The following is a 12,373-nucleotide window of genomic DNA, read 5'->3' on the forward strand; positions in this document are numbered from 1 at the left end:
GGCTCGCGCTCGCAGGCATCCCGGATTCAGGTTTCGGGCCAGTTCAGGCCGCGGGCTTGCGGAAGCGGAAGATTCCCCAGGCCAGGTGGCCGGCCTCGCCGCCATCGACCCAGTGGCCGAGGCCCTTTTTCATGCGTGCGATGTAGTCGGGCGAGATGTGCGCGGACAGATCCGCCTCGCGTGCCTCGAGTTCTTCCCGCACCCGCGAGTAGTGGCGCGGCAACTGGTGCGAATGGTCCTCGAACCCGATCAAATCGAGCCCCAGCGCCGCACCGGCCTTTTCGTAGAATCCGGGCGAGCCCAGGCTGTCCAGGTGGATGCGCTGCAGGATCGGGTCGAGCACCCCCTCGGGACAGGCGTCGTGCTGCATCGGGTCGGTGAAGATCAGCACCCCGCCCGGCTTCAGCACCCGCGCCGCTTCCTGCATCACGCGCTCGCGATCACCGCTGTGCAGGAACGCATCCTGCGACCAGACCACATCGAACTGTTCGTCGTCCTCGGGCACGTTTTCGAAGCTGCCGTCGACCACGGTGATCCGCTCGTCGAGGCCGCGCGCCTTGTTGATCGCGCGATTGCGTTCGTTCTCGACCTCGCTCAGATTCAGCGCGGTCACGCGGCAGCCATGGTTCTCGACCAGGTAGCGCGCGGAACCGCCGTAACCGGCGCCCAGGTCCAGCACCCGCCATTCGGCGCGCGGCTCGCCCAGCAGGTCGGCCATGTGTGCGACGGTGCGCCGGCTGGCGTCGATGATGGGCTCGCGGTCGTGCTCGTAGAGACCGATGTGGATGTCCTCGCCGCCCCACACGCGGTGGTAGAAGGTATCGGCGTCGGCGCTGTTGTAGTAGTCGCGGGCCGTGGCCACGGAACTGGAATAATCACTCATCGGTGATTTCCTCCTCGTAATGCTTGTCGGCAACGTGGATGAAGAAGTCGGGCTCGTGCTCCCGATACGTCTCCTTGAAGTCGCCGTAGGTCTCGATCTTCTGGAAGCCCACCTCGCGCATCAGGCGGCGCACGTAGGCCTTGCGCAGCGGGAACATGTTCAGGTGATACGTCGACTTGTCGGGGAACCGGTACTCGAACCGCGCCAGCCCCTCGTCGACGTGTTCCGGTGCCACCGACACGTTATCGCCGCAGTAGTAGTAGGTATGGCTGCTGGAATAACCATGATCCAGGATCGCGTCGTAGTTGCGCTGGTCGAGGATCAGCACCCCGTCATGGTTCAGCGCCGAATAGAACTCGGCCAGCGCCTTGCGCCGGTCGTTCTCGTTGAACAGGTGCGTGAAGGAATTGCCGAGGCAGACCACCGCGTCGTAGCGCCCGTAGATGTCACGGTTCAGCCAGCGCCAGTCGGCCTGGGTGGTGCGCATGATGTGTCCGCGGCGGCGGGCGTTCTCGAAGGCCTTGGCCAGCATCTCGGGGCTGCCGTCGGCGCTGACGACATCGAACCCGGCCTCGATCAACTGCACCGAGTGGAAGCCGGTGCCGGCCGCAACGTCGAGCACCCGGCGCGCGCCGCGGTCCTTGAGCACCTGAATGAAGAAATCTCCCTCGCTGCGGGCGCGGCTGTCCCAGTCGATCAGATCGTCCCACTTGTCGACGAAGGACTTCACGTACTCCGAGCGGTAGTTGTCGGTTTCCCGGCGTTCAATCGGCTCGTCACCGAAATCCTGTTGCATCGTGGCGGACATGGCGTTCCTCGCTGGCTAATGGGCGCTGGGCGCCGAAATACGGACCGGAAGACAACGTAAGGGCACTAACGCCCGGCTCGCCCGGCACCGCTTCTGACGGTTGCGCAAAGCGAACCCGATCGCCCGGATCGGACCTGGCTGTATCGTCTCCCGCTGAGCAGGGTTCCCGGGCCGGTTGACCGCGGCCCGTTCAGGCGCGGCTCATTCGGTGACCGCGCATATGAGCCCTCTGGGGCGTCGGGCGTCGACGGCGGAGTTCAGATCCACCGCTCCGCCGGCACCGGGGATGCGCCTCGCGACCGGTATCATGGTTTGGCTCCAGCGAAGCGCGCTTTATTACCCTGAAGGTTCTGAAGCACGATTTCAAGGCCTGTTCATGCACGGCAGTGGGGCAGCAGCGTTTGTTTCAACATTGTTTCCGCCCTTGCGGTGGGGAAACACCACCGTCCCTGCGCCGCTGCAGACGCGCAGCGGCTGCCCGCATGTATCGGCATATCGCCGGCCCCGGCTGCGCAACACCTGAGATCTCCCAGTCCGTTATAATTCGCGGGTTTTTGCTGCAACGAGGCCCATTGCATGTCCGATTTGCGACCGATCCGCCGCGCCCTGCTCTCGGTGTCCGACAAGACCGGGCTGGTCGAACTGGCCCGCGAACTGCACGACCGCGGCGTCCAGCTGCTGTCGACCGGGGGCACCGCGAAACTCCTGGCGGGACACGACCTGCCGGTCACCGAGGTTTCGCGGCATACCGGCTTTCCCGAAATCATGGACGGCCGGGTCAAGACACTGCATCCGAAGGTCCACGGCGGCCTGCTCGGGCGCCGCGGCGAAGACGACGCGGTGATGCACGACCACGGCATCGAGCCGATCGACCTGCTGGTGGTCAACCTCTATCCGTTCGAGGCCACCGTCGCGCGCGCTGGATGCACACTGGACGAGGCGATCGAGAACATCGACATCGGTGGCCCGGCAATGCTGCGGGCAGCGGCCAAGAACCACCGCGACGTGACGGTCCTGACCGATCCCGGACAGTACCCGGCCGTCGTCGAGGCACTGCAGCAGGAGCAGGCGATTCCGGGTGCGCTTCGCTTCCAGCTGGCGGTGGCAGCCTTCGACCACGTTGCGCGCTACGATGCCGCGATCAGCAATTATCTGTCGGCCCTCGACGAAGCCCGGGATCCCGGGCGCTTCCCGGGCCAGCTGAACCTGAATTTCACCAAGGCGCAGGATCTTCGCTACGGCGAAAATCCGCATCAGGCCGCGGCGTTCTACCGCGAAACCCGGCCGGCCGCTGGCCAGCTGGCGAGCTACCGCCAGCTGCAGGGGAAAGCGCTCAGCTATAACAACCTGGCCGATGCGGACGCCGCCTGGGAGTGCGTGCGCCAGTTCGAGGCACCGGCCTGCGTGATCGTGAAACACGCCAATCCCTGCGGGGTGGCCGTGGCGGAGCGTCCGGTGGACGCCTACACGCGCGCGTTCCAGACCGATCCGACGTCGGCGTTCGGCGGCATCATCGCGTTCAACCGTCCGCTCGACGCCGAGACCGCCCAGGCGATCGTCAGCCGGCAGTTCGTCGAGGTGATTCTCGCCCCCGCGGTTGCCCCCGACGCGCTCGACGCGACCGCCGCGAAGGGCAACATCCGGGTGCTCGAGATCCCCCCGGCCGAAGCCCGTCCCGGGCTCGACTTCAAGCGCGTCGGCGGCGGGCTGCTGGTCCAGGACGCGGATACCGGCAGTCTCGATCAGGCACAGCTGCGCTGCGTGACCGAACGCGCGCCCACCGAGCAGGAAGCCCGCGACCTGCGCTTCGCCTGGCAGGTCGCCAAGTTCGTGAAATCGAACGCGATCGTGTACGTGCGCGACGAACAGACGATCGGCGTCGGCGCCGGCCAGATGAGCCGCGTGTATTCCGCGAAGATCGCCGGCATCAAGGCCGCGGACGAGGGATTGCGCGTGCCCGGCAGCGTGATGGCGTCGGATGCATTCTTCCCGTTCCGCGACGGCATCGACGCCGCCGCCGAAGCCGGCATCACCGCGGTGATCCAGCCCGGAGGCTCGATGCGCGACCCGGAGGTGATCGCGGCCGCGAACGAACACGGCATTGCAATGCTGTTCACCGGCATGCGTCACTTCCGTCATTGAACGGTACAATCGCGCTGCGCGTCGTTGCGAACAGGCTGCCGGCGGGGATTGGTGAGGGCGGCACCGGACCGCAGGCCCGGCATCTGGGCATATTCCCGGGCGCGGACGCCGGTTTGCCGCCGCGCCACGAGGCCCGAACGGTGACGCGGCCGATCACAGCCATCGGGTGGCAGGGGGATACGAGATGAAGGTGCTGGTGGTAGGCGGCGGTGGCCGCGAACACGCCCTGGCCTGGAAGCTGGCGCAGTCCCGGCGGGTGGACCGGGTGCTGGTGGCACCGGGCAATGCCGGCACGGCCGCGGAGCCGAAGTGCGAGAATGCGGCTGTCGCCGCCACCGACATCGACGCGCTCGCAGCGCTTGCCCAGCGCGAGGCGGTGGCGTTCACGGTGGTCGGTCCGGAGGCCCCGCTGGTCGCCGGCATCGTCGACACGTTCCGCGCGCGCGGGCTGCGCATCTTCGGGCCCACCGCGAAGGCGGCCCAACTCGAGGGGTCGAAGGCGTTCGCGAAGGATTTCATGCAGCGCCACGACATCCCCACTGCCGCCTACGGCAGTTTCACCGATCTCGCCGAGGCCGAGGCCTTCATCCGCGCGCAGGGTGCGCCGATCGTGGTCAAGGCCGACGGCCTGGCCGCTGGCAAGGGCGTGATTCTTGCGCAGACCCTGGACGAGGCGCTTGCGGCGGCACGCGACATGCTGGCCGGCAATGCCTTCGGCGCCGCCGGGCACCGGGTCGTGATCGAGGAGCTGCTGACCGGGGAGGAGGCGAGCTTCATCTGCATGATCGACGGCGAGCACATCCTGCCGCTGGCCAGTTCGCAGGACCACAAGGCCCGCGACGACGGCGACCGCGGCCCGAACACCGGCGGCATGGGCGCGTACTCGCCGGCACCGGTGGTCACGCCGGAGATCCACCGCCGGATCGTGAGCGAGATCGTCGAGCCCACGCTGCGGGGCATGGCCGCCGAAGGCGAGCGCTACACGGGTTTCCTGTATGCGGGGGTGATGATCGACCCGCAGGGCCACCCGAAGCTGCTCGAGTTCAACTGCCGCTTCGGCGATCCCGAGACCCAGCCGATCCTGATGCGCCTGACCGGCGACCTCGCCGATCTGATCGACGCCGCGATCGACGGACGCCTGGACCGGACCACGATCGACTGGGATCCCCGGGTCGCGCTGGGCGTGGTGCTGGCGGCAGGCGGCTATCCGTTCGAGTACCGCAAGGGCGACGAGATCACCGGCCTCGACACGGTCGACGGCGAGAGCGCGAAGGTGTTCCATGCAGGCACGCGCCGCAGCGACGACGGCCGCGTGCTCACCGACGGCGGACGCGTGCTGTGCGTGGTGGGGCTGGGCGATGATTTCCGCGACGCGAGGAACCGTGCCTACCAGGCCTCGCAACACATCCGGTTCAAAGGTATATACTACCGAACCGATATTGGCCACCGCGCGCTCGAACGCAACCCCTGACGTCCCGTCCCCGGACCGCCAGCGACCGGCCTGCCACCGCGACCCCTGGAGCTCCAACGCGATGACCGAATCCACCCAGCCCAATCCCCGGCACCGGCTCTCGCCACTGACCTGCGATGCCCCGGGCCTGCGCCAATCGATCCGCGACGCGCTGGTGCGGGTGGTCGGCAAGGATCCGGATCTGGCCACCCCGCGCGACTGGCTGCACGCCGTATCGTTCGCGATCCGGGAACGGATCATCGAGCGGCGCGTCGTCACCCGGCGCCAGTTCGCCGAGGAGGACGTGAAGCGGGTCTACTACCTGTCGATGGAGTACCTGATCGGCCGGATGCTGGAAGCCAACCTGCGCAACATGGGCATTTTCGAGGTAACCCAGCAGGCGCTGCAGGATCTGGGCGTCGACTTCCGCGAGATCGCGCGGCTGGAGGAAGACGCGGCGCTCGGCAACGGCGGCCTCGGGCGGCTCGCGGCGTGCATTCTCGAGTCGATGGCGACCCAGGGCTATCCCGGCTACGGCTACGGCATCCGCTACGAATACGGAATGTTCCAGCAGCATATCGAGCATTTCCGGCAGGTCGAGCACCCGGACAACTGGCTGCGTTACGGCAATCCCTGGGAGTTTCCGCGGCCCGAAAAGACGTTCCCGGTGCGATTCTACGGCTACGTGGTCGAACACCACCGGCCCGACGGCGAGACCTCCTGCAACTGGGAGAACGGCGAGGAAGTCCTGGCGATGGCCTACGACTACCCCACCGCCGGTTACGAGCGCCGGAACGTGAACAACCTGCGGCTGTGGGCAGCGAAGGCAACCCGCGACTTCGACCTTCGGTATTTCAACGAGGGGGACTACATCCGGGCGGTCGCAGACAAGAACGAGTCCGAGACCATCTCGATGGTGCTGTACCCGAACGACGCGACCGCAATCGGCAAGGAACTGCGGCTGAAGCAGGAGTATTTCTTCGTGTCCGCGTCGTTGCAGGACATCTTCGACCGTCACCGGCAGCTCGAATACCCGATCGAGGAACTCGCTGACAAGGCCGCGATCCAGCTGAACGACACCCACCCGGCGATCGCGGTCGCCGAGTGCATGCGCCTGCTGCTGGACGAGCACCGGATTCCGTGGGACCAGGCCTGGACGATCACCCAGAACCTGTTCTCCTACACCAACCACACGCTGATGCCCGAAGCGCTGGAAACCTGGCCCGTGGCGCTGATGGAGCGCGTGCTGCCCCGGCACATGGGCATCATCTACCGCATTAACCATGAGTTCATCGAGGAGGTGCGCCACCGCTTCCCGGGCGAACACGAGTTCTTCCGCCGGCTCTCGATCATCGACGAGGAGCACGGGCGCCGCGTGCGCATGGCGCACCTCGCGGTGATCGGCTCGCACCGGGTGAACGGGGTCGCGGCGCTGCACACCAGCCTGCTGAAGCAAACGCTGTTCGCGGACTTCAGCCGCGTCTGGCCGGAACGGTTCGTGAACGTGACCAATGGCGTGACGCCGCGGCTATGGATGATCCAGGCGAATCCGGGCCTGACCGAACTGATCGACTCCAGAATCGGCAGCGACTGGAAATTCGATCTCGACCGGCTCAAGCAGTTCGCGCCCTACGCCTCCGACGAGGCCACCCGCGAGGCGTTCCGCGCGGTCAAGCTCCGGAACAAGGAACGGCTCGCGGCGCTGGTGCACAAGCGCACTGGCCTCGCCATCCGCCCCGACGTGATGTACGACGTCCAGATCAAGCGCATCCACGAATACAAGCGCCAGCTGCTGAAGCTGCTGCACGTGATCGAACTCTACCAGCGGATCCGCGACGGCGAGGACGTATTGCCGCGCGTGGTGCTGTTCGCCGGCAAGGCCGCTCCCGGCTACCAGCGCGCGAAGGACATCATCGCGGTGATCAACGAGGTCGCGGACATCGTGAACCACGACCCGGCGATGGGCGATCGACTCAAGTGCGTGTTCTTCCCGAACTACGAGGTGAGTTCGGCGACGATCATCATTCCGGCAGCCGACCTGTCGGAACAGATCTCGACCGCCGGCTTCGAGGCTTCCGGCACCGGCAACATGAAGCTGGCCATGAACGGCGCGCTGACGATCGGCACGCTCGACGGCGCCAACATCGAAATCCGCGACGCGGTCGGGACCGAAAACATCTTCATCTTCGGGATGACCGCAGACCGGGTCAGCGCCCACCGGGCGCAGGGCATCCCGCCCGGCGCCCACCTGGATTCACACCCGCGCCTGCGCAGCATGGTCGAGGCATTGCGCGACGGCTTCTTCTCGAACGGCGGACGCCACCTGCACGCCGAGATCGCGCGCTACCTGCTGGAAGAGGATCCGTTCTTCGTGCTCGCCGACTACGCGGCGTACAGCGACGCCTGCGCGCAGGCCGACCGGCTGTACCAGGACGCCGAGGCCTGGTCCGAAGCCGCGCTGCTCAACGTCGCGCGGATGAGCCATTTCTCGATCGACCGCACCGTGCGCGAGTACGCCGAGAACATCTGGAACGTGCTGCCCGAGCCGGTACCCCCACCCTGCCCCGAATCGAACAAGAACGACGGCTGACCGGGGCGCCGCTGCCCCGGCGGCGCCGGACCCACGCCACTCAGGCCGGGCGCGCGAACAGGTCGTGGTCCGAGGCTTCGACGATCTCGACTTCCAGGAAGTCGCCCGGCGCTGCGCTCGCGCCCTCGACGTAGACGACGCCGTCGATCTCCGGGGCTTCCGCCGGGGAGCGCGCGATCAGCGTCCCAGCCTCGTCGATGGCATCGACCAGCACGGTCTGCAGCGTGCCGATTCTGCGCTGCAGCCGCGCGGCACTGATGTCGGCCTGCACCTGCATGAACGCCTCCAGGCGCGCCGCCTTCTCGACTTCCGGAACCGGGGCCGCCAGCGCGTTCGCCTGCGCCCCCTCGACCGGCGAATAGGCGAAGGCCCCGACCCGGTCGAGCTGCGCGTGCTGCAGGAATTCGAGCAGCGCCTCGAACTCGGCCTCGGTCTCCCCGGGGAATCCGACGATGAAGGTCGAACGCAGCGCGAGGTCCGGCACCCGTTCGCGCCAACCGCGGATCCGCTCCAATACCCGCTCGGTCGCGGCCGGGCGACGCATCGCCTTCAGCACCCGCGGATGCCCGTGCTGTAGCGGCATGTCGAGATAGGGCAACAAATGCCCGTCGGCCATCAGCGGAATCAGCCGGTCGACATGCGGATAGGGGTAGACGTAATGCAGCCGCACCCAGATCCCGAGCTCACCCAGCGCAGTGGCCAGCTGCTCGATGTCGGAACGCATCGGCCGCCCGCGGAAGAACCCCGTGCGATAGCGGAGATCGACACCGTAGGCCGAGGTATCCTGCGAGATCACCAGGAGTTCCCGCACACCGGCTGCGGCGAGCCGCTCCGCCTCGGCCAGCACTTCGCCGATCGGGCGGCTGACCAGATCGCCGCGCAGACTCGGGATGATGCAGAAGCTGCAGCGGTGATTGCAGCCCTCGGAGATCTTCAGGTAGGCGTAATGCCCCGGCGTGAGCCGCACGCCCTGCGCGGGCACCAGGCTCTCGAACGGATCGTGTGGCGGCGGCAGCTGCTCGTGCACGGCCGCCATCACGTCCGCGTAGGCCTGGGGGCCGGTCACCGCCAGCACGCCCGGATGGGTCTGCTGGATCCGCTCGGCGTCCTTGCCCAGGCAGCCGGTGACCACCACCCGACCGTTCTCGGTCAATGCCTCCCCGATCGCGTCGAGCGATTCGGCGATCGCGGCATCGATGAAGCCGCAGGTGTTCACGATCACCAGGTCGGCACCGTCGTAATCCGGAGCGATCCCGTAGCCCTCCGCGCGCAATCGGGACAGGATCTGCTCCGAGTCCACCAGTGCTTTCGGGCACCCAAGGCTCACGAAGCCGATCCGTGGCTGGGGGGTTGACAGACGCTCACGCTTATTCACAGTCGTTCACCCGCGGCCGCGAACGTCCGAATTCCGGAGCCCCACCCGCGGGGGAACGGACGACGATATATTTTTCCATTATTTTTCATATAGTTATGATAATCGGTCAATTCTTGCCCTGCGCCCGGAAAGCCTTGAACCACAACGATCTTCGGGCACTGATGACAACTGATCCACAGAGTTATCCACAGGAGCTGGGGAAAACTGCGATCGGCACGAAGGGTCAGACACTTACGGCCCTCGCGTGCCCGAGCGGACGTCCGGGCACGGCCGGCATTCTGGAGCTGCTCGACCCGATGTTGCCAGCCGGCCCACGGCAGCTGTATTCTATTGCACTTTTCGCCGGAACCCGACCCGAGCCAGATCATGAAAGCGAACATCCATCCCAAGTATCAAGACGTGAAGGTCACCTGCAGTTGCGGGAACACCTTCGAGACGCGCTCCACCTACGCCGGTGACGAGATCCACGTCGACGTATGCTCGCAGTGCCACCCGTTTTACACGGGCAAGCAGAAGATGCTCGACACCGCCGGACAGGTCGACAAGTTCCGCCGCCGCTACGGCTTCTGACGGCAACCGGCCACCCGCTGTCGCCGGGTGGCGCTCGCGGGAACCCCGCCCAGACGGCACCCCTCGACGGGTGCCGTTGCGTTTTCCTGGGCGGGCCGCCGGCCGGCATCGAAGCGCCATCGGCGGCCCGGATCGCGGGCGCTCGCACTTAAGGCGCCGTTCATCCTGCCGGCGCTAGAATGGAAACCGTACTGCCCCGGACGAACCGTCCGTCTACCCGGCACGAGGTTCCAGACCATGAAACCCTCCCCTTCCGCGCCTCCCCGCTCGCGCCGCATCCTGTCCTTCGGGGCGACGCTGGTCGCGTTGGCCACGGTTGCTGCTCTGCTGGTCGCCTGCACCGCCAACCCGGTCACCGGCCGATCGCAGCTGATGCTGGTGTCCGAGAGTGCCGCGATCAGCGCCTCGCGCCAGGCCTACACGGAAATGCTGGCGCCCGCCCGCGAGGAGGGCCGCGTCGACAGCGATCCGCGCACCAAGCAACGCGTGCTCCGGATCAGCGAACGCGTGGTTGCCCAGGCGGTGCGCTACCGCCCCGACACCGCCGACTGGGACTGGCAGATCGCGGTGATCGACGCACCCGACACGATCAACGCCTTCGCAATGGCGGGCGGCAAGATGGCGATTTACACGGGCATCATCGACCAGCTCGACCTGAACGATGACGAACTGGCCCAGATCATCGGCCACGAGATCGCCCACGCCCTGTCCGCGCACTCGGCCGAGAAGATGTCGGTGGCGCTGGCCAGCAACCTCGCGCTGGCGACCTACGCGGCAACCGGCACCCGCTCCGATGTCGCGCTGACCGGCGCGGCATTGGCCGCGATGGTGGCGATCCAGCTGCCGAACAGCCGCCAGATGGAGGCAGAAGCGGATCGCATCGGAATCGAAATCGCGGCGCGCGCAGGATATCGCCCGGAGGCTGCCGCAAGCCTCTGGGCGAAAATGGCCGATCAGGCCGGCGCCCGGCATCCGGTGTTCCTGAGCACCCACCCGGCGCCCGAATCGCGGCAGCGCGATCTCGCGGCGCTCGCCAGCCAGATGCAGCCGCTGTACCAGCAGGCGCGCCGCGGCCCGTTGCCGACCCATCCGGTACGCTGACTGCGCGGCCTGGCCGTTGGGTCCGGGTGCGGTCTGCCCCATGCACCGGACCCCGGCCAGGGATTACACTGGACCATCCCCCGTCACGGACCCCGCCACCATGCCGAACGATTTCAAACAGCGCGCGCTGGACTACCACGAGCGCGCACCCGCGGGCAAGCTCGCGATCCATGTCACCAAGCCGACCGCAACCCAGGACGACCTGTCGCTGGCCTACTCGCCCGGGGTCGCCGCACCGGTGCGCGCGATCGTGGCGGATCCGGACGCCGCCTACCGCTACACCGGCAAGAGCAACCTGGTCGCGGTCATCACCGACGGCACCGCGGTGCTGGGGCTGGGCAACGTCGGTCCGCTGGCGTCGAAACCGGTGATGGAAGGCAAGGCGGTGCTGTTCAAGCGCTTCGCGGACATCGACGTTTTCGACATCGAGGTCAATGCCCCGCATCCGGAAGAGTTCATCAATACCGTTGCGCGAATCGCCGGGGGCTTTGGCGGCATCAATCTCGAGGACATCGCGGCACCGCACTGCTTCGAGATCGAGAAGCGTCTGTCCGAGCGGCTGGACATCCCGGTGTTCCACGACGACCAGCACGGCACCGCGATCATCACCGCGGCCGGCCTGCTGAACGCGCTCGAGATCCAGGGCAAGAAACTCGAGGACGCACGCATCGTTTGCGTCGGCGCCGGCGCGGCGGGAATCGCGTCGATGCGCCTGCTGCTGCGCCTCGGTGCGCATCGCACGCAGATCTTCATGCTCGACCGCAAGGGCGTGATCCACGACCAGCGCACCGACCTGAACGAGTTCAAGCAGCTCTTCTCGCAGGAGACCGAGCTGCGCACACTGGAGGAGGCCTGCGCCGGTGCCGATGTGTTCGTCGGCCTCTCGGGGCCGGACATCCTGACCCCGGAGATGCTGCGGTCGATGGCGCCACGGCCGATCGTGTTCGCGCTGTCCAACCCGGATCCCGAGATCATGCCGGAACTGGCACATGCCACCCGCGACGATCTGGTGATGGCCACTGGGAGGTCCGACTATCCGAACCAGGTCAACAACGTGCTCGGATTTCCGTTCATCTTTCGCGGCGCACTCGATGTCCGCGCGCGGCACATCACCGACGAAATGCACGTCGCCGCGGTACACGCACTGGCCCGGCTGGCGCGCGAGCCGGTCCCGCAGGACGTGCTCGACGCCTATGGCACCGAGCAGCTCGAGTTCGGCCCCCGGTACATCCTGCCGACGCCGTTCGACCCGCGCCTGATCGACACCATTCCCGCGGCCGTGGCACAGGCGGCCCGGGACAGCGGGGTCGCCCGAATCTGAGCGCACGCGATGCAATCTTCCGAAGGCCGCCGTAGCGGGGATCGCGTGCCCGCGCCGTCGATGCCCGCTTGGGAAACGGGGGCTCGCGTCATCGCGAGGAGCGAACCGACGTGGCGATCCTGGTGGTTCCGAT

The 12,373-nt window shown here is 67.0% G+C and carries 9 protein-coding genes; 6 read left to right on the forward strand and 3 right to left on the reverse strand.

Translation table 11 applies throughout. From position 1 onward, the window contains the following. Positions 1–43: 43 nt before the first annotated feature. Both THITH_RS15850 and THITH_RS15855 read right to left on the reverse strand, forming a co-directional pair. Complete coding sequence (locus THITH_RS15850) at positions 44–883, reverse strand: methyltransferase domain-containing protein (RefSeq protein WP_006746826.1); 840 nt, start codon at positions 881–883, stop codon at positions 44–46. Next, positions 876–1,691, reverse strand: coding sequence for a glycine/sarcosine N-methyltransferase (locus THITH_RS15855; RefSeq protein ID WP_006746825.1), 816 nt, complete (start codon positions 1,689–1,691; stop codon positions 876–878). The genes THITH_RS15850 and THITH_RS15855 overlap by 8 nt, the downstream gene beginning before the upstream one ends. A 576-nt stretch (positions 1,692–2,267) precedes the next feature. Between THITH_RS15855 and purH the strand changes: the two genes are divergently transcribed. From purH to THITH_RS15870, 3 genes are all read left to right on the forward strand, one after another. Then, positions 2,268–3,833: a bifunctional phosphoribosylaminoimidazolecarboxamide formyltransferase/IMP cyclohydrolase gene (gene purH / locus THITH_RS15860; protein WP_006746824.1), complete on the forward strand. Its 1,566-nt coding sequence runs from the start codon at positions 2,268–2,270 to the stop codon at positions 3,831–3,833. A gap of 184 nt (positions 3,834–4,017) precedes the next feature. Next, positions 4,018–5,304, forward strand: coding sequence for a phosphoribosylamine--glycine ligase (purD, locus tag THITH_RS15865; protein WP_006746823.1), 1,287 nt, complete (start codon positions 4,018–4,020; stop codon positions 5,302–5,304). A 61-nt stretch (positions 5,305–5,365) separates the two neighbouring features. Beyond that, complete coding sequence (locus tag THITH_RS15870; protein ID WP_006746822.1) at positions 5,366–7,873, forward strand: glycogen/starch/alpha-glucan phosphorylase; 2,508 nt, start codon at positions 5,366–5,368, stop codon at positions 7,871–7,873. Between the two features lie 40 nt (positions 7,874–7,913). On the opposite strand, the gene rimO is transcribed toward THITH_RS15870, so the two are convergent. After that, positions 7,914–9,209 (reverse strand): 30S ribosomal protein S12 methylthiotransferase RimO, encoded by a 1,296-nt coding sequence (gene rimO / locus THITH_RS15875; RefSeq protein ID WP_025367644.1) that lies wholly within the window; start codon positions 9,207–9,209, stop codon positions 7,914–7,916. Between the two features lie 405 nt (positions 9,210–9,614). Here rimO and rpmE point away from each other — a divergent pair, with 405 nt between their 5' ends. The 3 genes from rpmE (at position 9,615) to THITH_RS15890 (ending at position 12,240) form a co-directional block, all read left to right on the forward strand. Next, positions 9,615–9,818 carry a 50S ribosomal protein L31 gene (gene rpmE, locus THITH_RS15880; RefSeq protein WP_006746820.1) on the forward strand — a complete coding sequence of 68 codons (204 nt, stop codon included), beginning with the start codon at positions 9,615–9,617 and terminating at the stop codon, positions 9,816–9,818. A 237-nt stretch (positions 9,819–10,055) separates the two neighbouring features. After that, complete coding sequence (locus THITH_RS15885; protein WP_006746819.1) at positions 10,056–10,919, forward strand: M48 family metallopeptidase; 864 nt, start codon at positions 10,056–10,058, stop codon at positions 10,917–10,919. Between the two features lie 100 nt (positions 10,920–11,019). Then, positions 11,020–12,240: a malic enzyme-like NAD(P)-binding protein gene (locus THITH_RS15890; RefSeq protein ID WP_006746818.1), complete on the forward strand. Its 1,221-nt coding sequence runs from the start codon at positions 11,020–11,022 to the stop codon at positions 12,238–12,240. The last annotated feature ends 133 nt before the right edge of the window (positions 12,241–12,373 follow it).

The sequence above is a fragment of the Thioalkalivibrio paradoxus ARh 1 genome (assembly GCF_000227685.2).
GTDB lineage: Bacteria > Pseudomonadota > Gammaproteobacteria > Ectothiorhodospirales > Ectothiorhodospiraceae > Thioalkalivibrio > Thioalkalivibrio paradoxus.

Excerpts from the sequence above, each read along its gene's own strand:
- THITH_RS15885 (WP_006746819.1), top strand. The coding sequence starts at position 10,056 with ATGAAACCCTCCCCTTCCGCGCCTCCCCGCTCGCGCCGCATCCTGTCC.
- rpmE (WP_006746820.1), top strand. The coding sequence starts at position 9,615 with ATGAAAGCGAACATCCATCCCAAGTATCAAGACGTGAAGGTCACCTGC.
- THITH_RS15890 (WP_006746818.1), top strand. The coding sequence starts at position 11,020 with ATGCCGAACGATTTCAAACAGCGCGCGCTGGACTACCACGAGCGCGCA.
- purH (WP_006746824.1), top strand. The coding sequence starts at position 2,268 with ATGTCCGATTTGCGACCGATCCGCCGCGCCCTGCTCTCGGTGTCCGAC.
- THITH_RS15855 (WP_006746825.1), bottom strand. The coding sequence starts at position 1,691 with ATGTCCGCCACGATGCAACAGGATTTCGGTGACGAGCCGATTGAACGC.
- THITH_RS15870 (WP_006746822.1), top strand. The coding sequence starts at position 5,366 with ATGACCGAATCCACCCAGCCCAATCCCCGGCACCGGCTCTCGCCACTG.
- THITH_RS15850 (WP_006746826.1), bottom strand. The coding sequence starts at position 883 with ATGAGTGATTATTCCAGTTCCGTGGCCACGGCCCGCGACTACTACAAC.
- purD (WP_006746823.1), top strand. The coding sequence starts at position 4,018 with ATGAAGGTGCTGGTGGTAGGCGGCGGTGGCCGCGAACACGCCCTGGCC.